Origin of the sequence: Amycolatopsis sp. lyj-23, from assembly GCF_046549135.1 — a bacterium.
Taxonomy (GTDB): Bacteria; Actinomycetota; Actinomycetes; order Mycobacteriales; family Pseudonocardiaceae; genus Amycolatopsis.
Genome location: NZ_JAJPWN010000028.1, coordinates 1 through 18920, shown reverse-complemented (window position 1 = coordinate 18920; position 18920 = coordinate 1). Strand labels below are relative to the sequence as shown.

General features: G+C 71.4%; 18 protein-coding genes and 1 pseudogene. 5 read left to right on the top strand and 14 right to left on the bottom strand.

All coding sequences use genetic code 11. The features are described from left to right. Nucleotides 1–105 precede the first annotated feature (105 nt). From ACLJPY_RS46605 to ACLJPY_RS46595, 3 genes are read left to right on the top strand one after another with little or no spacing between them, the layout of a single operon-like run. Entirely contained in the window at nucleotides 106–273 is a 168-nt protein-coding gene (locus tag ACLJPY_RS46605; protein ID WP_410597428.1) for a hypothetical protein, read from the top strand. Between the two features lie 9 nt (nucleotides 274–282). Then, on the top strand, nucleotides 283–1029 hold the full coding sequence (surE, locus tag ACLJPY_RS46600; RefSeq protein ID WP_410597427.1) for a 5'/3'-nucleotidase SurE: 747 nt from the start codon (nucleotides 283–285) through the stop codon (nucleotides 1027–1029). Between the two features lie 40 nt (nucleotides 1030–1069). Then, nucleotides 1070–1372 carry a hypothetical protein gene (locus ACLJPY_RS46595; RefSeq protein WP_410597426.1) on the top strand — a complete coding sequence of 101 codons (303 nt, stop codon included), beginning with the start codon at nucleotides 1070–1072 and terminating at the stop codon, nucleotides 1370–1372. Nucleotides 1373–1443: 71 nt separating this feature from the next. Here the strand turns inward: ACLJPY_RS46595 and ACLJPY_RS46590 are convergent, their stop codons facing one another. From ACLJPY_RS46590 to ACLJPY_RS46525, 14 genes are all read right to left on the bottom strand, one after another. Continuing rightward, the gene (locus ACLJPY_RS46590) at nucleotides 1444–1824 is read right to left on the bottom strand and encodes a hypothetical protein (protein ID WP_410597425.1); all 381 of its coding nucleotides are present in this window, start codon (nucleotides 1822–1824) and stop codon (nucleotides 1444–1446) included. Nucleotides 1825–2017: 193 nt separating this feature from the next. Continuing rightward, complete coding sequence (locus ACLJPY_RS46585; RefSeq protein ID WP_410597506.1) at nucleotides 2018–2815, bottom strand: phosphate ABC transporter ATP-binding protein; 798 nt, start codon at nucleotides 2813–2815, stop codon at nucleotides 2018–2020. A gap of 16 nt (nucleotides 2816–2831) precedes the next feature. Next, nucleotides 2832–3707, bottom strand: coding sequence for a sortase (locus ACLJPY_RS46580; RefSeq protein ID WP_410597424.1), 876 nt, complete (start codon nucleotides 3705–3707; stop codon nucleotides 2832–2834). Beyond that, entirely contained in the window at nucleotides 3704–4783 is a 1080-nt protein-coding gene (locus tag ACLJPY_RS46575) for an LPXTG cell wall anchor domain-containing protein (protein WP_410597423.1), read from the bottom strand. Before ACLJPY_RS46575 ends, ACLJPY_RS46580 begins: the two co-directional genes overlap by 4 nt. Before the next feature lie 17 nt (nucleotides 4784–4800). Next, a complete protein-coding gene (locus ACLJPY_RS46570) occupies nucleotides 4801–5511 on the bottom strand; it encodes a hypothetical protein (RefSeq protein WP_410597422.1) in 711 nt (236 codons plus the stop codon). Then, nucleotides 5495–6526 (bottom strand): DUF916 domain-containing protein, encoded by a 1032-nt coding sequence (locus ACLJPY_RS46565; RefSeq protein ID WP_410597421.1) that lies wholly within the window; start codon nucleotides 6524–6526, stop codon nucleotides 5495–5497. Before ACLJPY_RS46565 ends, ACLJPY_RS46570 begins: the two co-directional genes overlap by 17 nt. Before the next feature lie 70 nt (nucleotides 6527–6596). Next, on the bottom strand, nucleotides 6597–8180 hold the full coding sequence (locus ACLJPY_RS46560; RefSeq protein WP_410597420.1) for an Ig-like domain repeat protein: 1584 nt from the start codon (nucleotides 8178–8180) through the stop codon (nucleotides 6597–6599). 14 nt (nucleotides 8181–8194) lie between these two features. Continuing rightward, nucleotides 8195–8776: a hypothetical protein gene (locus ACLJPY_RS46555; protein WP_410597419.1), complete on the bottom strand. Its 582-nt coding sequence runs from the start codon at nucleotides 8774–8776 to the stop codon at nucleotides 8195–8197. A 12-nt stretch (nucleotides 8777–8788) separates the two neighbouring features. Then, a complete protein-coding gene (locus ACLJPY_RS46550) occupies nucleotides 8789–9181 on the bottom strand; it encodes a hypothetical protein (protein WP_410597418.1) in 393 nt (130 codons plus the stop codon). A 150-nt stretch (nucleotides 9182–9331) separates the two neighbouring features. Continuing rightward, nucleotides 9332–11716, bottom strand: a complete 2385-nt coding sequence (locus tag ACLJPY_RS46545; protein ID WP_410597417.1) for a hypothetical protein — start codon at nucleotides 11714–11716, stop codon at nucleotides 9332–9334. Next, a complete protein-coding gene (pstS, locus tag ACLJPY_RS46540) occupies nucleotides 11713–13284 on the bottom strand; it encodes a phosphate ABC transporter substrate-binding protein PstS (RefSeq protein WP_410597416.1) in 1572 nt (523 codons plus the stop codon). The genes ACLJPY_RS46545 and pstS overlap by 4 nt, the downstream gene beginning before the upstream one ends. After that, complete coding sequence (pstA, locus tag ACLJPY_RS46535; RefSeq protein ID WP_410597415.1) at nucleotides 13281–14417, bottom strand: phosphate ABC transporter permease PstA; 1137 nt, start codon at nucleotides 14415–14417, stop codon at nucleotides 13281–13283. The genes pstS and pstA overlap by 4 nt, the downstream gene beginning before the upstream one ends. Continuing rightward, the gene (gene pstC, locus ACLJPY_RS46530; protein ID WP_410597414.1) at nucleotides 14414–15418 is read right to left on the bottom strand and encodes a phosphate ABC transporter permease subunit PstC; all 1005 of its coding nucleotides are present in this window, start codon (nucleotides 15416–15418) and stop codon (nucleotides 14414–14416) included. The genes pstA and pstC overlap by 4 nt, the downstream gene beginning before the upstream one ends. 70 nt (nucleotides 15419–15488) lie before the next feature. Then, entirely contained in the window at nucleotides 15489–15923 is a 435-nt protein-coding gene (locus ACLJPY_RS46525) for a hypothetical protein (protein ID WP_410597413.1), read from the bottom strand. A gap of 265 nt (nucleotides 15924–16188) precedes the next feature. Here ACLJPY_RS46525 and ACLJPY_RS46520 point away from each other — a divergent pair, with 265 nt between their 5' ends. After that, nucleotides 16189–17796, top strand: a complete 1608-nt coding sequence (locus ACLJPY_RS46520) for a purple acid phosphatase family protein (protein WP_410597412.1) — start codon at nucleotides 16189–16191, stop codon at nucleotides 17794–17796. 164 nt (nucleotides 17797–17960) lie between these two features. Next, nucleotides 17961–18766: pseudogene (locus tag ACLJPY_RS46515) on the top strand (amidohydrolase); the annotation flags it as partial. Nucleotides 18767–18920 lie beyond the last annotated feature (154 nt).

Here is an 18920-nt window from a genome sequence, read left to right as displayed (position 1 = left end):
CCAGGAGGAGACCGGAAAGGTGCCTGGCTGGTGAACTTCCGGCACCGGATTTGCGGTACGGCCGTCGATGTGCGTGAAAACCGGCGGGCCGGGTACAGAACGACCATGACGACTTCACCTTTGGAGCCGAACCCGGAGACGGGCAAGCAGGACATCGCGGCCGCCGACGCCGGCCAGGGTGCGCCGGACACCGCCGAGGGGTTCGGCCCTGGCGAGACCGGACCCGACGTGATCATCCCGGCAGACGAGGACACCGAGGACGAGCCGCGCTGAAACCCGGCCATGAGTATGCGTGCGCTGATCACGAATGACGACGGCATCAGCTCGGCAGGCCTGGTGGCGCTCGCCCGGGGCGCGGTCCACCACGGCTGGACCGTCGTCGTCGCCGCGCCCGCGGCGGAGGCCAGCGGCACCAGCGCCGGCCTGTCCGCCGCCGGGGACGACGGCCGGATCGCGGTCGAGCGACGAGAACTGCCGGACCTGCCCGGCGTGCCCGCCCACGCGGTCGCTGCGCACCCTGGGCTGATCGTGCTCGCGGCGGCCCAGGGAGCGTTCGGTGACCCGCCGGACATCGTGCTGTCCGGTGTCAACCACGGCGCGAACGTCGGCCGCGCCGTGCTGCATTCGGGCACGGTCGGGGCGGCCTTGACCGCCTCGCTCAACGGCGCCCGTGCGCTGGCGGTGTCCCTCGATGTCGGGCTGGAGCCGCGACCGCAGCCGCATTGGGACGCCGCGGTCGCGGTCGCGGCGACGTTGTTCGAGCGGCTCGCCGCCCTACCGGCCGGGTCGGTGCTGAACCTGAACGTTCCCGACCGCGCTGAGGTGGGGACACCGCGGCGGGCCGGGCTGGCCGAGTTCGGGACGGTGCGCAGCCGCGTCGAGCACGCAGGTGACGGCGTGATCAGCCTCGCGGCCGTGGTCGTCGAGGGTGAGCTGCCGCCGGACAGCGACGCCCGGCTGCTGGCCGAGGGCCACCCGACGGTGACGGCGCTGCGGTCGGTGACCGAAGATCCCGACGTGCGGCTCTGAGCTCCCGGGTTCGCCAGCTCCGATGTGCGAAAGTGGCGACATGAACGGCCGTCCTGGCGAGCCCGACGGCAGGGTGACGTCCGTCGCGGAACTCGACAGGATCCCGGCCTGGACGGTGACCCGCACGCGCGGGCACTGGACCACCGCCGAGCGCGTCCTCACCCTCGGCGGCCGGCGTTGGGTGGTCGGCCTGACCCCGGCCGCGGGCGGAGCGACAGCGCTGATGCTGTGGCGCGACGACGCCATCGTCGCCCATCGGCGCGGTGCCGAAGCCGCGCTCTGTCAGCTCGCGCTGGGGTGGGTGGCCAACCTGCTGGCCGGGCGGCCGTGGGACGGCCGATGACCCGACCTCCGCGCCTCGATCCGCGGACCGAGCGCTACCGGCCGGTGGACGCCGCCCGGTAGGCGGCGATCCTAATCCGCAGGCCCCCGCAGGTGGACCAGGTCGATGTCGAAGGTCGGAGCTGGCCGATACCCAGGGGCCGGCGCATCCATGCGACACGGACCGGTGAGGTAGACGAACTCGTCGTCCGGGTCGTACCGCGGCTCCGACCAGATCGCAGCGTCGCCGGCGCCGGAGTCGCCACGCCTGGCGCGAGCCAGCCAGTAGATCGGCAGCTTCAGCACCTCACCGACCACCTTGTCCAGGGCGGGAAGGTCGGCTTCGGCGATCGCGAGCCCGCGGCCGCTCCACACCCGCGGTGCCCAGTAGCCACCGGCGGCGGCGTGCGTGAAGGTCGCCGTGTCGCCGGACGCGGTGATCGTCCAGTCGGCCACGGTGGTGAGGGTCGGCATGACGGCTCCCTGCGGTCGGGGCCCCCAGGTTCAGCTCACCGTAGTGGATCATGTCCGCGCCGCTACACCGCCATCGGCACGCGGGTGGTGCGCCGATGGCGGTTGGGACGCCGAAGACCCGGGTCAGCGGCGCGCTGCCAGCAGCGAGAATAAACGTTGTTCACTTCGAATTCACCATCGCCGGAGCCGCGGATCAGCCGAAACGGCCGTGAACGTAGTCCGCCGTCCGCTGGTCGACCGGCTGGTCGAACATCGCGCTGGTCGGACCGGACTCGACGATCACACCCGGCGCCCCCTCCTCGGCGAGGAAGAATGCGCACTGCGCCGAAACCCGCTGCGCCTGCTGCATGTTGTGCGTGACGATCACGATGGTCACCTCGCCGCTGAGGTCCTCGATCGTCTCCTCGATCCGGCGCGTCGACGTCGGGTCCAGCGCCGAGCACGGCTCGTCCATCAGCAACACCTTCGGGCGGACGGCGAGCGCGCGGGCGATGCACAGCCGCTGCTGCTGCCCACCCGACAGGGCGCCGCCGGGCTGGCGGAGCCGGTCGCGGACCTCCTTCCACAACCCGGCCTTCAGCAGGCACTCGGCGACCAGGTCGTCGCGGTCGGCCGGCTTCACCTTGGTGCCGGTGAGCTTCAGCCCGGCCGTGACGTTGTCGTAGATGGACATCGCCGGGAACGGGTTCGGCTTCTGGAACACCATGCCGATCCGGCGGCGGGCCTCGGTCAGCTTCCACGCCGGCGCGTAGATGTCGTCGCCCGCCAGCAGCACCTCCCCGGCCAGCGTCGCGCCGGGAATCAGCTCGTGCATCCGGTTCAGGATGCGCAGGAAGGTTGACTTGCCGCAGCCGGACGGCCCGATCAACGCGGTGACCGAGCGTGCGGGCATGTCCAGGGAGACGCGGTCGAGGACCTTCCGCTCGCCGAACCACGCGGATACCTCCCGCGCCTCGATCGCGGTGGCCTCCTCGACCGAAGGCAGCAGCATCGTCACGGCAGTCTCCTCACAGCAGGTTCGGCAGCAGCGACGCCGCCTGGTCGGCCACGGTCACCCCGAGTGCGCCCAGCACCGGCACCCCGATCACCCACGCGTGCCAGCGGCCCACCCGCTGGTGCACGAACACCACGCCGGCCGCGGCGAGCGCGAGCAGCAAACCCCACACCACCAGCGGCACCAGTGCCGTGGCGTCACCCTCGAGGGCCTGTTCCCGAGCGGGCAGCGCGAATCCCGGCACGGCGCCCTCGGCCGGGACGGCCGGGGTGAGCAGCTTGGCGTCGACGCGCAGCACGTCGGTGGGCAGGTACGGCGGGCCGTCGGCGGTGATCAGCGTCAGCCTGCCCTGTCCTTTTGCGGGTGCGACGGGCTGCGGGTCGTTCGCGTGGCGGACGCCCATGACCTCGAACTGGTGCTTGCCCTGCCCGGTGGTCACGGTGATCAGGTCGCCGTGGGCGAGCGAGCCGAGATCGGCGAACGGTCCTCCGTAGCCGGCCCGGCGGCCCATCACCACGCTGACCCCGGGCTGGCCCGGCAGCACGGTGTCCCGACGGTGGCCCGGCCCGGACTTCAGCACGGTGGCCGACGAGCCTTCGCCGACGACCTCCCGCAGGCCGATCCGCGGAATCGCCAGCACAGCGACCGGCGTCCCGAACTCCAGGGGATGGCCGTCGCGGTCGAGGCCGCCGGCCGGGGCCGTCGCGTTGGCGAGCTGGTCGCGGAAGGTGTCGTAGGCGCGGTCCTGGTCGCGGTTGTGGGCCAGCGCACCGATCACCGCGAACTGCGCCACCAGGCACAGCATCAGCGCCGCCGCGATCGACAGCGCCTGCCCGGCCGGCCGCACCACCGCGGGCGGCGCGGCAGCCGGGGTCACACCGACGGTCATCGGGCCGCCCTGCGCCGCCGGGTCAGGACCAGTGCCGCGGCACCCGCGCCGAGCAGCACGACGGCGAAGAGCAGCAGGTAACCGGCGTTGACGCCGGTGTTGGCCAGCGTGCGCGCCGGGACGCTGGTCCCGACCGACTGCGCGGCCCCGGGGCCGGTGCCGTCCGAGATGTCCCCGGCGGGGACGGTCGCCGACGTGCTATCGCTCGTGGGCGCCGGGGTGCTGGTCGACGTCTGGGTGCTCGTCGACGAGCTGGTGCTGGTGATCGTGTCGATCGTGCTCGTGATGGTGCCGACCGCGCTGGTGCTCGTGGCGCTGGTGGCCGGGCGGCTCGTCGTCGTGCTGGACGATGGCGTGGTCGTCGTCGACTCCACCTCGGTGGTGGTCGTCGGCGTGGCTGTGGTGGCCGAAGTGTCGGTGGTCGTCGTCGCCTGGGTCGTCGTGGACGAGGTGACCGGTGAGGTCATCGACGTCGTCGGCTGCGTGGTCGCCGAAGTGGACGTCATGATCGGCGTGGTCGGCTGTGTCGTGGTCGTCGGCCGGGACGTGCTCACCGAGGTCGGGATCGTGGACGTCGTGGTCGGCGCCGGGCCGGATGGGTCGCTCGACTGGTAGTGGCCCGGGTCGGTGAAGTACATGTTCGTGGTGAACGTGCCGGTGGTCGCCTGCGAGAAGGAGTCCACACAGGACACCCGGATCACGTACGTCCCGGCGGCGACGGTCGTGTTGTTGTCGGTCGCGATGTCGGTCATGCTCTTGGTGAACTGCACCGGGAAGGCCTGTGCGGTCGAGAAGTTGACGTCCTGCAGCCCGAAGGTCGCGACGAGGCCGTCCGCGAACCCTCCGGGGCCGAAGACGTGCGCGATGTAGGCGTCGGAGTCCGGCGTGCAGCCCTGCGAGGTCCGCACCACCGGCGCGGTGGCCCCGGTGCCGGTCGCCGGTTCGATCGCCAGCGTGCCGAGGCTGCCCGGTGGCGGCAGCGCGGCCGAGGCCGGCGACGAGGTCACCAGCGCGACCACGACGCAGGCCGCCGCGGCTGCCGAGCCGACGGCCACGGCCAGTTGACGCTTACGCATGAAAAGCCTTCCTTCCGTTACTGGACACGACGCCTGCGCACCACCCAGGCCGCGAGCGCCACGACGGCGGCGGCCAGACCCACGGCCCCGGCCAGGCCGAACACCACGGCCACCGGGCCGGACCCGGCGGGCGCCGGGTTCCCGGCCGCCACGTCGGTCCGGGCAGGTTCCGGTGCCGGGGCGGTCGCGGCCGGCAGCTCCGGCGCGCCCGTCCCCGGCACCGGCCCGGTGCCCGCGCCCGGCGCCTGCGGGATGGCGGTGGGCGTCTCGGGCACCCGAGAGGGGCCTTTCGCGGCCCCGAGCGCTGCGTACTTCACCGGCGTGTCGAACTTCAGGGCCGCGGTGAACTCGCCCTTGCTCTGCTGGCTGAACGAGTCGATGCAGTGCACGGCGACGTCGTACTGCCCGGACAGCGTCGTCTTGTTGTCCGCCGCGAAGTCCCGCAGCGTCTGGGCGAGGAACACGTCGAACCCGCCGTCGTGCGACAGCCCGACATCGGTGGTGGCGACGACGATCTGGCCGTCGGCCGGCATGCCCTTGCCGCGCAGGGTGGCGAAGTAGGCGTCCGCGTCGGCGGGGCAGCCGCTGCTGGTGTGCATCCGGATCGTCGCGGCGTCCTGGCCCTCGCCGGGGGTGATGACCAGGCCGCCGAGCGGCGCGGCCTGGGCGGGCGTCGCGACGAGCCCGAACGCGGCCACCGCGAGCAGGACCTCACAGCGCCGCCGCATGTTCGGTCACCTCCTCGGCCGGGGCGACCGGAGTGCGGCGACGCCGGTGGCGGGCGAACCGCACGGCGAAGATGCCCAGCAGCAGCGCGGCGAGCACACCGAGCGCCGCCCACGGCACTGCGCTCAGCGTCACCGACTCCTCGGCCGGCTGGACGACGTCGGTGAACCCGAGCACCGGCACCGGATCGACGTGCACGGCCGCGTCCAGCCAGCCCGCGGGCAGCAGGCCGCGGACCGTCGTGGTCACCTTGACCAGCCCACCCGGCAGCAGTTCCGGGACCGGCGGCAGGGCTTCGCCGTCCACCGTGGATCCCCAGGGCGTACTGACACTGACGCGCTGCTTGCCGGACAGCCGGGTGTTGCCGGTGTTGTGGACGATGTAGCTGACCGTCGCGTCACCGCGGCCGAACGGCGTCGCGGCGTAGGAACCGGTGAGCCCGGTGATCGAGAGCCCCGGCTTGAGGTCGCCGGTGACGCGCAGGTAGATGCGGGCGCCGACGCGCTGTTCCACCGCGACCTTCTGCCCGTTCACGCCCGTCTGCTCGGTCGTCAGCGCGGCGACGATGCCCGCCGCGTGGTCGCCCGGGGTCGCGTTCGCGGGGATGGTCAAGGTGAACGGCACGATCGAGACCGATCGCGGCGACAACGAAACGCTCGTCATCTCCGCGTGCGTCCAGGCGCCGGCGTCGACCGACGGCTTGCCCGCGGCGAGCAGGTCGAAGCCACCCTCGGGGGTGTTGAAGGCGTCGCTGGCGTAGATCTTCAGCGTCACCGGGTTGTTGCCGATGTTGGACACCGCGACGAAGTCCTTCACGACCGCACCCGGGGTGGCGCTGTACCCGAGGCTCGCTCGGTTGTCCGGCGCGGTCGCGGTGGCCGGGCGGACCCCGAAGGTCACCCGCTGGTCGCCTGAGTCCGACCCCGGTGCCTGGGCCGGCGGCGGAGCGGGAGTCTGGGCGGCGGCCGACGGCGCGAACGCGAACAGAAACGCGGCGGCCAGGGCGGCTAGGCGCATCGGGATCCTCTCGGGAGTGGGAACCGGGTCTCCGGCGGGAGGGAACGAACCCCGCCGGAGACCCGGGTGCTCAGATGGCGGTGAGGGTCAGGACCGAGGTGTAGGTGCCGGCGACGGTCGACGTCGGCACGTTGAGCGAAAGCCCGGCGGTCAGGTGCGCCGTGCCGTTGCCCCCGTTGGCGGCGGCGGTGGCGAGGGTGCGAGACCCCGCGAGGCCCGCGCCGGCCGGAGCGGCCGCGCCCGGGGCGATCGCCGCGGCCGGGTTGACGGCCGGACCCGCGGTGATGTTCTGCGCAGCGACCTTGTCCACGATGGACGGGCTCCAGCCGAGGTTGCCGGCGTTGATCGCGTGCGAGGCGCCGTCACCGAAGTCGGTCGCCTGGCCGGAGACGTTCCAGCCGGGGTTGCCCGCCCGGGTGTCGGTGACGGTGATCGGGTTCAGGTTGCCCGAAGTCTGCAGCATCGAGGCGTCGGGCAGCATGACCGGCGACGGCAGCGTGACGTTCTGGTTGGCCACGCTGATCAGCAGCTCACCGGCGGTGACGGTGGTGGTGATGTTCTCCGAAGCGGCTACCCCGGCGAACGCCGTCACGGTCAGCGGCACACCCGCGGACTCCGAAGCCACGTAAGCCGCCGCGTTGGCGGGCACGAACTTCGCGGCGAACGTGTGCGCGCCCACCGCCAGCGTCGAGGACGTCAGCGAGGCGGTGCCGCCGGCCAGCGCGACCGCGTTGCCCAGGTTCGCGCCGCCGTCGGTGAACTGGATCGACCCGGCCGCACCCGCGGGCGTGACCGACGCGTTCAGCGTCACCGAGCTGTACTGCGCAGCCGTGCCGCTCGGGGTGACCGAGAGCGCGGTCGTGGTCGGCGTCGCGACCGGGGCGTTGACCTGGTAGGTCACCGCCTGCGATGTCGAACCGGAGACGTTCGCCGAGCCGCCGGTGAAGACCGCGGTCAACGAGTGGCTGCCCGCGGTCAGCGCCGAGGTGGTGAGCGCCGCCGTGCCGTTCGCGACGGCGACCGGGCTGCCGAGGTTCGCCGCGCCGTCCTTGAACTGGACGGTGCCGCCCGCCGAGGCGGGCGTGACCGTCGCGGTCAGGGTGACGTTGGCGCCCTGGGTGACCGGGGACGCCGGGGAGACCGCGAGCGACGTGGTCGTGGTGACCGGCGCACTCGGGTCGGTGCTCTGGAAGTGCGTGGCGTCGGTGAACCAGATGTCCTTGGTGAAGGTGCCCAGCACCTGCTGCGAAAACGAGTCGACGCAGCTGGCCACCAGGATGTACTTGCCCGGCTGGACGGTGGTGCTGTTGTCCAGCGCGATGTCCTTGAACGACAGGCCCTGCTGGATCGGGAAGCCCGCGGTCGTGGAGAAGTTGACACTGCTCGTGGTGGTCGCGATCAGGCCGTTGGTGAAGCCGCCGGGCCCGTACACGTACAGGTGGTACGCGTCCGAGGTGTCCGGGCAGCCGGCCGACGTGGTCGCCACGCCGGCGGTCGTGTCGAAGCCGGTGGCCGGGCTCAGGGAGAGGGTGCCGAGGGTGCCCGCCGGCACCGCGGCCGAGGCCGGCGCGATCGAGCCGAACATCGCCGCGAGGGCGGTGCCGACGACGGCCGTGCCGACGGCGAACCGGTGCGCAAAGGATCTGGAGCTCATGGGTGCGTTGCCTTTCAGGGCGTGACGATGCTGGTGTCGCCGCAGTTGGCGGCCTGGCCGAAGCCGTACTTCTTGATCAGGTCCGCGTTCTGGCAGATGGCCGAGCCGCTGCCGACGAACACGGTGCTGTACGGCGCGGTGCCCACCTGGCCGCTGGGGATGACGTTGTAGACGTCCCGCTTGAACGAGGAGCTGGTGTTCAGCGCGGTCGGCGAGATGCCGTTGAGCGTGGCCAGCACGGCCTTGCCCTGCACCGCCGGGATCACGCCGTTGACCTGCGCCTGATAGGAGGCGATGGAGTACGGCGCGACGTTGGCCGGCTCGACCAGGAACGTCCCGGTGTTCTCTTCGATCGGGGTGTTCGCCGCGTCCACGTCCTTCACGCACGAGAATGTCGTGGTGTAGTTCGCCGCGTCGGTCAGGCCCAGCTGGGACAGGAAGAACGACCGGGTGCCCGAGCCGAAGTGCGGCAACAGCGGCTTGTACGTCGTGCCGACCCCGGGCGCGGTGCAGTTGAAGATGCTCTTCAGCTGCGCGGTCGTGAGCTTCTTGGAGATGGCGCTGTCGGCCCGCACCGCGTAGGTGACGGCGTCCACCGCGAACGGGACCTAGGTGAGGTTCTTGCCGGCGTAGTTCGCCGAGTTGTTCGACGACGACCGCGCGAACTGCACGCAGCCGGTGTTGCCGTCGAGCGACGCGACAAGCGCGTTGACGCCGTTGCCCGAGCCGGCCGGCCGCGGGATCGTGCAGTTCGGCTTGGTCGCCGGGTCCTTGGTGGTGATGTTCGCGGACCCGGTCGCGTCGTAGGAACCGAGCACCTTGACGCCACCGACGGTGATCGCATCGGCGAGGCCGTTCACGACGCCTTGGGTGGTGTCGGAGCCGACACCGGCGAGGTCGCGGTAGGTGGGGGCGCCGGCCGGGTCGGCCTGGGCGGCGCCACCCAGCACGAGCAGCATGGCCGCGGAAGCGACCGTGACGAGAGCGTGTCTCTTACGCACTTCAGGTATCCTTTTCGCAGCAGGGATGCCCGAGCTCGTGCCCGGACGTGCCGGTGTCACCGGTTTCTCGGCCTCGACACCGGGCTTGCTGGGTTCACCCGGCTCGCCGTGCGGTGGAGTGGCAGCTCCCCGCACGGTGGACCGCGGACATCACCTCCCCCTCACCCGGCTCCCCCAGCGCGTCAGCGCCGGACCGGACGCGGCGGCCACAGCGCCCGCCGCGAGCAGGATGAGCAGCACGTACCGCACGAACCCCACCGGCGTGGCCGGGGTCGGGCGCGCCTGCGCCACGGGCTGCTGGGCCGCGGAGGTCGTCGGTGGCGTGGCGACGGCCTTCGCCGGCAAGGGCGCCGAGGCCGGCGCCGACGTGGGTTCTCCGCCGCCGGTTGCGTCCGTGGGCGGCTGGTCGGCCGGCGCGGAGCCGCCGACGGGCGACCCGCCGGAGGTGTCCGGTTCCGGCGTGGACGACGTCGGCGGTGTCAGGGCCTTGCCGGCGTCCGCGGCGATCTTGTCGGCGGCCGAGGTGGCCTGGGCCCGCAGTGACTGCGGAAGCGGGACGTAACCCGCGGGCAGTTGCCCGGGCGCGATGCCCGGTTGCTGGCCGTCGCCCACCGCGTACTTGAGGAACGCGGCGTAGTCGGCACCCGCCTTGGTGTCCAAAACGGACGGTGCGGTCGCCGCGTAGGCCAGGTTCGTCAGCGGGTAGGCGTCCTTCGCCGTCGTCAGCGGGTCGAGCGAGAGGACGTCGCCGACCGCGCTGGGCTTGGCCGCGGCGACGGCGGCCAGCATCGAGGCGCCGGTGGGTGCGACGAACGCGCCGGAAGAGTTGCGCAGCTTGGCCGTCGGCAGGCCGTAGCGCGCCGCGGTCGGGGTGTCGACGACGGCCAGGAGGCTCCGCTGGCCCTGCGGCTGCCGGTCGACGGCCTTGAGCTGCGGCTTGCCGTCCGGGGTCGCGAAGCCGGTCGGCGCCTTGCCCAGCGTGTCGCCGCGGCTGATCGCCCGGCCGGCCTCGTGCATGTCGCCGGCCAGCGGGCGCAGGTCGAGCGCGCAGCTGGCGAGCAGCCCGGTGCCGGTGCAGGTCAGGTCGGCCTTCGGGAAGTTCGACACCGGCAGCTTCAGTCCCTTGTACCCGGGGTTGACCTTCATCCCGTTCGGGTCCGGCACCCCGCCCAGGAAGTCCGCGGCGTCCTTGTCCGCGGCGATCCACCGCCACAGCGCCGCGGTCGCGTCCATGTACACCGTGGGCACCAGAGCGTCCACAGTAGACATCAGGCGGCCGGAGTCCGTGAACTCCGGGTTGAGCGCGACGAACTCGGGGTCGGCGGTCAGCGAGTCCGGGTTGCCCTTGAGGTAGTCCTGACGCACCGGCAGCGACAGCACGTACGACTGGGTGAGCAGCTTGGCGATCAGCCGTGGGGTGAGGTTCAGCTCGGTGATCTGCTCGCCGTCGCGGTGCCAGACCTCCGGGGGCACGACGCCCTCCCCCGCCGACTGCCGTTCGGTGATGAACGCGACGCTCAGGCCGGACAACGCGATCGGCGCGTACACCAGCGGCTTGGTGGCTTGGTCCGGCGGCACCGGGTCACGGAGGAACGACAGGCCGGGGTTGTCCGAAAGCAGCGTCTGGCGCGCGACGCCGTCCGGGACCTGGGTGAAGCCGAAGACGGTGCCACCACCGGCGCAGAGCTTGGGCTGCCAGCGCAGCACAGCGTCGGACAGGAACTCGTCGCCTGAAGTCGGCCGCTCGGCGGCGCCGATCGGGCAGGCGGCGCCGACCGGCTGGAACTTCAGCGGGATCGCGAGGTGGTTGGCCCAGTTGGACGCGCTCAGCGGGGACGAGTCGAGCTGCGGACGGTTGTCGCCGCCGACCGTCGAGCCGTCGACCTCCTTGTTTCCGCGCGGGACGACGACCAGCCAGCACGAGCGCGGGCTGCCGTTCACCACGGTGCCGCAGCCGAGGCCGTAGGACTCGAGCGCGGTCTGCACCTCGAAGTCGACCTCGCCGCCGCCGTCGAGCCGGGTCTTGGCGAGTGGGAGCTCGTTGGTGGTGCCCGCGGTGAAGAAGTCGCCGGTCGACGTCGTCGTCACGCCGGTGACCGAGCGGAACGGCACGACGGCCTGCTGGCCAGGCGCAGCCGGCTTGAGCGTCTCCAGTGGGTCGACCAGGGTGGATCCGTAGCTGACCTGCCGCCGCCGTGCCCAGGCGCCCGCCACCGGCGAACCCTGGACGGCCAGGCCACCGTACTGGCACTGCTCGCGCGTCGGCCCGGCCGGGTCGTCGCCCCAGCACTGCATCAGCTGCAGGTAGTTGGTGGCGAAGTTGCCCGAGGGGCCGGTCGGTGCTCCGCCGGTCCAGCTGACGTGGACGGTCTGGTTGATCAGATCCGTGGTCTGGTCGACGGTGACCTTCAGGCTCGAGAACGCGCCGGTGCCGGTCACCGTGAGAGCCGATCCGGTGGCATTTTCGGCGTGGCCGGTGCCGGCGAGCACGGTCACCGCCAGCAGCACAGCGAGCAGGAGGCGGGCGAGCTTCACTGCTCCTCCTTCTTCAGCCGGCGGGCCAGGATCGGCGGGCCGATGACCAGGCCGAGCAGGAGGGCGACGGCCAGCGCAGTGAGCAGGGCGGCGGTCGCGTTGTCGCGCTGGTCGAGGGAGACCGGGACGGCCGAGCCGCCGGCGGCGACGTTCTGGCCGTTGACCGGCAGCCCGGTGTCGGGGTCGATCGCGCCGTTCGCCGGGCCGGTCGTGCCGTCCGGTCCCGGCGCCGCACTGGTGCTGCCGGGTGCGGCGCCGTCGGGGTTGGTCGCGGACTGCGCCCCGGGGCCGGATCCGGTGCCACCCTTGACCGGCGTCGGGGCCCGGGCGCCGCCGGTGCCCTCCGCGCACTGCGTCACGCCGGCTTTGTCGCACGGCGAGGGCTGCGGCGCGTTCTTGGCGAGGAGGTTGGTGCCGTCCGGGGAGAACGTCGGGTTGTTGCACTTGGAGATGTCGGTGGGCTTCTTCGTGGACCCCGGGATCCGCGCCACCTGGTCGAGCCCGGCCTGCACGAGGTTCTTCGGCAGCGGCGAGTACCCGAGCTGGTCGGCCTGCTGCTGGCCTTCGCAGAGGAAGTAATACGCGAAGTCCGAAAGCGTCTTCCCCTTGTCGGTGTTGAACGGCGACGTCGGGGTCGTCGGCAGGATCATGTAGCTGTAACTGGACAACGGGTAGGTGCGCGCGTCCGGGTTGTTGTAGACGCCGCCGAGGTCCTGCGTCAGGTCCGGCCGGATCGTCGCGGCCAGCAGGGCGACGGCGACGCTCGTGGCCTTCGGCTCGATGAAGTAGCCGGCCTTGTTGAGCACCTTGGCGATCGGGAAGCCCGCGTTGCGCGCGTAGGAGTATTCGACGTAGGTGATCGAGCCTTCGCTCTGGTCCTGGCGCACGTAGTTGGTCACGCCGAGGGAGCCGGACTGCCCGACCACCGGCGGCACCAGCGGGTAGTTCGAGGTGAACCCGCACGGCGTTGCCCGGCCGGCCTTGCGGCAGAACGCGTCCCACGCCCCGCCGAACTGGCTCGCCATGTAGGTCGTGAACTGCGCGCTGGTGCCCGAGCCGTCGGACCGCACGACCGGGATGATCTTCCGGGCGGGCAGGGTCAGCCCGGGGTTGTCGGCCTTGATGGCGGGGTCGGCCCAGGTGGTGATGGTCCCTGTGAAGATGCCGGTGAGCGTCTGCCCGGACAGGCGCAGGTTGGTCACGCGCGCCGCGCCGATGTGCAGGTTGTACATGAACGACGTCCCGCCGGCGACGATCGGCATGTACGCATAGCCGCGGTTCGCGGGCGGGTTGTCGGTGACGCCGGCGTCGGTCAGTCCATAAGGGATCTCGGAGACGGCGAAGTCGACCTGGCCGGCCTTGAACTGGTTGCGACCGTCGGTGGAACCCGTTGCCGCGTAGCTGATCCGCATGCCGTACTGGCCGACGTTCTTGCGCCACTGGTCCAGCGCGTTGGAACTCCACGTCGATCCGGCACCGCTGATCGGCACGTACCCCTGCGCGAGCGCCGTCGACTGCCCCAGCAACACCAGGACCAGCGCCAGGGCGATCACCCGGACGTTCCTCATGACTCACCCCACATCCGGCCGTCGAACCGCTCGCGGTCGGCGGCCGAGGCCCGCGCGCGGCGGCGAAGCGCGCCCCGCGTGAGCTCACCGGCCGGCCGACCGCCCGCGATCCGGGCGATCACGAACAACACCAGCACGAGCAGCATCAGCACCGCGGCGGCCCCGAAACCGCGGGCCTTCATCGCCTCCTCGGGCGAGGTGACGAGCGAGAACGTCGCAAGCGGCAGGGAAATCTGGGGCCCGGACAGCGGGTCGGCGTTGAGGTAGGCGGTGAAGCCGGCGGTGATCAGCACCGGGGAGGTCTCCCCGATGCCGCGCGCCGTGCCGAGCAGGATCGCCGTGGTCAACCCGGATCGCGCGGTCGGCAGGACGACGTGCCACACCGTACGGAGGCGGCCGGCCCCCAGCGCCAGGGACGCCTCCCGCAGGTTGCCCGGCACCAGCCGGATCACGACGTCGGCGGCGCGGATGACGATCGGCAGCATCATCACGCTGATCGCGCAGCCCGCGGCGAGCCCGGACTTCTCCAGGCCCAGCGCGACGATCAGCGCGGCATAGACGAACAAGCCGGCCACAATGGACGGCAGGGCGGTCATCGCGTCGACGATCGTGCGTACCAACCGGGCGAACGTGCCCCGGACCTCGGTCAGGTATACCGCGCAGGTCAGTCCCAAGGGGACGGTGACGGCCAGCGCGATGGCGATTTGCTCCAGCGTGCCGACGACGGCGTGCAGGATGCCACCTTGGGTCAACGGGTCGAGCGGACCGGCGGTGGCCATGTCGTCGGTGAAGAAGTTCAGGTGCTGCAACGCGTCGATCCCTCGGATCAGCGGGTAGGCGACGATCGTCACGAGCGCCAGCAGGGCGAAGGCGGCGAGGCTGTGCACCACGGCCGAGACGAGCCGGTCCCTGACGGTCAGAGCGTTCTCCGTCAGGGAGACGAGCAGCCCGTAGAGGCCGAGGAACAGCAGCCAGGCCAGGACAGCGAACCCGATCACCCCGCCGAACGGCGCCAGCTGGTCGAAGACGAGGGCGGTGAACGCGACGGCCGCGACGAGCGCGCCCAGCACGGTGACCCGGTCGATGAGCCGGCCGGGCTTCGTGACCCGCCGGCGTTCCTGGTCGCCGCTCATGCTTCGCTGCCCAGGCCGGACCGGCTGCGGGCGATGATCGCGGACGCGCCGAAGTTGACCAGCAGGGTCAGCGCGAACAGCGCGAGCCCGGCGGCCATCAGGGCGGAGAGGCCGAATGGGCTGGCTGCGGCCCACTGCTGGGCGATGAGCGCGGACACCGAGTTCGCGCCGCTCTGCAGGACGTGCGGCTGGATGGTGAACACCGGCGCGATGATCATGTAGACCGCGATGGTCTCCCCGAGGGCCCGGCCGAGCCCGAGCATCGTGCCGCCGATCATCCCGCCCCGGCCGTAGGGAAGCACGACGCTGCGGATCATCCCCCACCGCGTGGCGCCGAGCGCGTAGGCGCCTTCCCGTTCTCCGGGCGGGGCTTGGGAAAACGACTCGCGCATCACCGAGCAGGTGATCGGCATGACCATCATCCCGACGATCACCCCGGCGAAGAAGGTGGAACTGGCGAACACCGTCTGGCTGCTCAGCGGGTCGTTCGCGTCATAACCGTCCACTGTGAACAGCGGGAACCAGCCGAGGTGCACGGCGAGCCAGCGCGGCACATCGAGGGCGTTCCACTGCAGGAAGACGGCGCCGAAAAGGCCGTAGACGACGCTCGGCACGGCGGCCATCAGGTCGACCAGGCTGATCAGCACCCGCTTCAGCCGGGCCGGGGCGTATTCGGAGATGTACAGCGCCACGCCGAAGGCGAGCGGGAAGGCGACGCAGAGCGCGGTGCCGGCGATCAGCAGGGTGCCGACGAGCACGGCGGCGATGCCGAAGTTCCCGGAGTCCGGCTGCCAGGTCTGGGTGGTGAGGAACGAAAATCCGGCGAGGTCGAGCGCTTGCCCGCCGTTCTTCACGAGGAACCCGCCGACGGTGACCATGATCGCGAGCACGACCACGCCGGCTCCCAGTAGCACGGCGAGGAACGCCCGGTCGGCCCCGCCCGGGGCCCCGGTTCTTCGCCGCACCTCCGTCCGCGGCGGCTCGGTCAGCACACTGGTCATCGCACTCCCCTGTCTCGTCCGGACGAGAGCCTTTCCCGGCGATCTGGACTGCTCCGGGCCGGAACGTGAACTACGGACGAACACGTGCCCCGGAAACCGCCGGACACCGCTGCGCGAGTTCTCGAAAAGAATTCCCGGAATTGATCGCGTGCAGCCGCCGCTGGTAGTTGCGCGCCGACATCCCCAGTGCGGCACCGTCGACCTTGATCTGCCACAGCCACTTGCCCCGGATGTCCCGTACGGTGACCACTTCGGCCAGCGCGAGATGATCACGGAGCACCCGCACGGCCTCGGCGCAGGACGGAGCGTCCGGAAAGGACGTTGCCGATTGCGCCAGGCTGCGGTTGTTGGCGGAAAGAAACCGCCACACCACGTTACCGGAAGAACCGGTATACCCTCGTCCCCGCAGTCGCTCCGGTGTGGCGTGCACCAATTCGAACCGAGGCTCGGCCATCGTCGTCCTTTTCGCGCGATCCCCCAGTGAGGCGCGCTCAGGCTCGGTCATGCCGGTATACGGCAGCGGAACAACGGACTTCGCTGGGGTTCTGCGGGCGTTCACTAGGGATGAAGCACGCGGGACGGCAAATACCGGACCAACCGCACGAAACAACGGAAAACGCTGTTCGGCGCCGAAGGGCGGCCGAGGCGAGTGCGACAACGGTTACTCTTGCGACGCAACGGGCATAGTGCCTGGTGGCGCGCACATTCGTACCTCACCGTTCACCGGCCCGTGGTGGCAAAGCGCCGCGGGAGTGGACCACCGTGTGCGGATGACCGACGATGAAAAGATCTTCACCCACCACGTGAGCCGCCGGGGGTTCCTCACCGCCGCGGGCGCCGTGCTCGCCGCCAGGCCGCTCGCCGGTTCCGCCGACGCCGAGCCGGCCGCGGCCTCGGCCGCCGACCTCACCTCCGCTGCCGGAGACCCGGCGAAGATTCCCGCGGTCAGCGGACTCCACCTGCAGTTCGGCGCGGACGCGGCCGCCGAGGTGGTGGTGTCGTGGCACGCGCTGCAGCCGACGCGCAACGCACGGGTGCTGCTCGGGCGCGCCGACGGCCGGTACGAACGCAGCGTGCCGGCGAAGACAGTCAGCTACACCGACGCGAAGTCCGGTCAGGTCGTCTACGCCTTCCACGCGTCACTTCGCGGGCTCCAGCCGGACCACGAGTACATCTACGCGGCGCTGCACGAGGGCGCCGAGCCGGCGCTCGCGACGTTCCGCACCGCGCCGCGCGGCCGCGGGAAGTTCACCTTCACCAGCTTCGGCGACCAGGGCACTCCGACGCTCGGCAAGCGCTACGTGCCGCCGGCCGACGTGACGCTGCCGAACCCGCCGCTGGTCAACGACAACCTGGGTTCGCCGGCCGCGGGCGACACCACCGCCGGCGTCGAGCGCGTCCGCCCCCTGTTCCACCTGTTCAACGGCGACCTCTGCTACGCCAACCTCGCCACCGACCGGGTCCGCACCTGGTGGGACTTCTGGACCAACAACAGCCGCAGCGCGCGCAACCGGCCCTGGATGCCCGCCGCCGGCAACCACGAGAACGAGCTGGGCAACGGCCCCATCGGGTACGCCGCCTACCAGACGTACTTCTCGGTGCCGCCGGCGTCCGGGCAGACCGACGTCACCCGCGGCCTCTGGTACTCGTTCACGGTCGGCTCGGTGCGGGTGATCAGCCTCGCCAACGACGACATCTGCTACCAGGACGGCGGCAACTCCTACGTCCGCGGCTACTCCGGCGGCGCGCAGAAGGCGTGGCTGGAGCGCGAACTGGCGTCCGCGCGCGCCGACCGCGGCGTCGACTGGGTGGTCGTCTGCATGCACCAGGTCGCGATCAGCACCGCCGACCAGTTCAACGGCGCCGACCTCGGCATCCGCGAGGAATGGGTCCCGCTGTTCGACCGCTACGGCGTCGACCTGGTCGTCTGCGGCCACGAGCACCACTACGAACGCTCCCACCCGATCCGCGGCGCGGCGGCGAACCCGACGCGCACCCCGGTGCCGGCCTCGACCCGCACCGACGTGGTCAACACCACGAAGGGCACCGTCCACATGGTCCTCGGCGGCGGCGGCACGTCGGCGCCGTCGAACCAGCTGTTCTTCACCCCGCCCCGCTGCCGCGTGATCACCAAGGTCGCCGACCCCGACCCGAAGACCGGCAAACGGCCCCCGGTGTACGTCACCGAGGACGCCCCCTGGTCGGCGGTCCGCGACGCGGCGAACTCCTACGGCTTCGCGGCGTTCACGGTCGCCCCGGGCACCCGCCGCGGCGGGACGACAACGATGCGGGTGACATACTACGACGTCGTCGGCCCGGACGGCGCCCTGAAGCCGTTCGAGACCTTCACGCTGCAACGACCGCGCTCCGACGCCTGAACCACGCGGTTCAGATCACCGTCGAGTTGTCGGCCGAGCCCGAGCGAAGTTCTGCTACAGAATTCTGAATAGGCCCACGTTCGCCTGGCCGGCACTCACCACGTCGCTATCAGCAAGGTTCAGATCGCCGAGCAGACCGGTGCGCTCGGCATTTTATCGATACCGACCTGGTCGGGGCGCCGCTGCTGGAGGTGGCCGGGCGCTACCGCACCGAACACCACCGGCCGGACTTCGTGAAGATCTTCCTCGACGGAGTGCCACCCACCCGCACGGCGGCGTTCCTCGAGCCGTACCTGCCCGACGACATCCACGGCGGCGGCTTCCACGGCTCGACCACGATGCCAGCCGAGGAGCTCACCGGCTGGCTGCGCACCGCCGCCGCGGCGGGCTTCTCGGCGAAGGTGCACTGCACCGGAGACGCCTCGGTGCGGCAGTTCCTCGACGCGGTCGAGAAGGTGCGGGCCGAAGGGCACACGGAGACGCGGTTCCAGTTGGCCCACGGCCAGTTCGTGCACCCGGACGACCTGCCGCGGTTCGCCGCGCTCGGCGTGGCAGCCGACATCTCGCCGTTCCTGTGGGTGCCCGGTGTCATCCCCTCGGCGATCGTGGCCGTGCTGCCCGCTTCGCGCGCGGGCCGCATGCAGCCGAACCGGGCGCTGTTGGACAGCGGCGCCCTGGTCGCGGGCGGGTCGGACTGGCCCGTCAGTGAGTCGCCAACGTGTGGGAGGGCATCGCGGGTCTGGTCACCCGTCAGGACCCGCACGGCCGGTGGCCGGGTGCGCTCTGGCCGGAACAGGCGATCACCCTCGCGGAGGCGATCGAGGTGTTCACCCTCGGCGGGGCTCGCGCGTGCGGTCTCGACGACGTCGCCGGGGCACTCACGCCTGGCCGCTCGGCAGACTTCGTCGTGCTCGACCGGGATCCGTTTCAGACCGCCGACGTCGCCGGGACGCAGGTCGTCGAGACGTGATTCGCCGGGCGGCGCGTCTTCGCACGTTAGGGCCTGTATCGAAGTTGTCTCCGGCGGGTTGAGCTGGAGTTGGCGGTGCTGGGCGTGTCGTCGGCCGAAATGGGTGAGGTCTCCGGTATTTGGTTCGTCGACCAAGAAAAACCTGAACACCGGA

Bases quoted from the DNA above. Each gene is read 5' to 3' on its own strand.
- ACLJPY_RS46565 (WP_410597421.1), bottom strand. From the start codon at position 6,526: ATGCGCCTAGCCGCCCTGGCCGCCGCGTTTCTGTTCGCGTTCGCGCCG.
- ACLJPY_RS46580 (WP_410597424.1), bottom strand. From the start codon at position 3,707: ATGACCGTCGGTGTGACCCCGGCTGCCGCGCCGCCCGCGGTGGTGCGG.
- ACLJPY_RS46590 (WP_410597425.1), bottom strand. From the start codon at position 1,824: ATGCCGACCCTCACCACCGTGGCCGACTGGACGATCACCGCGTCCGGC.
- ACLJPY_RS46520 (WP_410597412.1), top strand. From the start codon at position 16,189: ATGACCGACGATGAAAAGATCTTCACCCACCACGTGAGCCGCCGGGGG.
- ACLJPY_RS46525 (WP_410597413.1), bottom strand. From the start codon at position 15,923: ATGACCGAGCCTGAGCGCGCCTCACTGGGGGATCGCGCGAAAAGGACG.
- ACLJPY_RS46575 (WP_410597423.1), bottom strand. From the start codon at position 4,783: ATGCGTAAGCGTCAACTGGCCGTGGCCGTCGGCTCGGCAGCCGCGGCG.
- pstA (WP_410597415.1), bottom strand. From the start codon at position 14,417: ATGAGCGGCGACCAGGAACGCCGGCGGGTCACGAAGCCCGGCCGGCTC.
- ACLJPY_RS46605 (WP_410597428.1), top strand. From the start codon at position 106: ATGACGACTTCACCTTTGGAGCCGAACCCGGAGACGGGCAAGCAGGAC.
- surE (WP_410597427.1), top strand. From the start codon at position 283: ATGAGTATGCGTGCGCTGATCACGAATGACGACGGCATCAGCTCGGCA.
- ACLJPY_RS46570 (WP_410597422.1), bottom strand. From the start codon at position 5,511: ATGCGGCGGCGCTGTGAGGTCCTGCTCGCGGTGGCCGCGTTCGGGCTC.
- ACLJPY_RS46560 (WP_410597420.1), bottom strand. From the start codon at position 8,180: ATGAGCTCCAGATCCTTTGCGCACCGGTTCGCCGTCGGCACGGCCGTC.
- pstC (WP_410597414.1), bottom strand. From the start codon at position 15,418: ATGACCAGTGTGCTGACCGAGCCGCCGCGGACGGAGGTGCGGCGAAGA.
- ACLJPY_RS46585 (WP_410597506.1), bottom strand. From the start codon at position 2,815: ATGCTGCTGCCTTCGGTCGAGGAGGCCACCGCGATCGAGGCGCGGGAG.
- pstS (WP_410597416.1), bottom strand. From the start codon at position 13,284: ATGAGGAACGTCCGGGTGATCGCCCTGGCGCTGGTCCTGGTGTTGCTG.
- ACLJPY_RS46595 (WP_410597426.1), top strand. From the start codon at position 1,070: ATGAACGGCCGTCCTGGCGAGCCCGACGGCAGGGTGACGTCCGTCGCG.